The 455-nt window shown below is 64.6% G+C and carries 1 pseudogene; it reads left to right on the top strand.

Features of this window, described 5'->3' with window-relative positions:
• Positions 1-242: pseudogene (locus A6013_RS24285) on the top strand (substrate-binding domain-containing protein); the annotation flags it as partial.
• Positions 243-455: the final 213 nt, after the last annotated feature.

Below are 455 nucleotides of genomic sequence, written 5' to 3'. Positions count from 1 at the left end.
GCGCCTGGTTTTCTCCGCCGCTGACGACCATTCGTCAGGCGTTTCGCGAGGCGGGTGAGCGCAGCGTGGAGTGGCTTCTGTCCCCCTGCGGGGGGGAGGAATGCTGGCAGGTTCAGCTGCCGGTAACGCTGGTGCCCCGCCATTCCAGCGCGCGCCGCACCCCGCCGCAGGCCGCACGCGAGGATCTGGCGCAGCCGCTCAGAAGCCTGGCCCTCCTTGCCCGGCAGCTTGCCCGCCATTAAAACTTTGTGATCGGCCTCGCTACCCCGCGCTTGCCTGCGTTACCGTCGCCCGGTACCAGGGCAGGTTAACCAAAATTGAGAGCGCTACGCAAAGAGGTTAAAATGCCCAACACTTTATAGCTGACTCTCAGCGCCATTCTCGCCCGACCGGACTGGGAAAACCCGGGCGACACCCAGTGGAACCGTCTGGAGGCACATGCGCCGTTACACAGC

This window comes from Enterobacter sp. IF2SW-B1 (genome assembly GCF_001743375.1).
In the GTDB taxonomy this organism is placed as follows: domain Bacteria; phylum Pseudomonadota; class Gammaproteobacteria; order Enterobacterales; family Enterobacteriaceae; genus Enterobacter; species Enterobacter bugandensis.
Note: the sequence above shows the minus strand (reverse complement) of the source record. Positions and strands in the feature narration are given on the sequence as shown.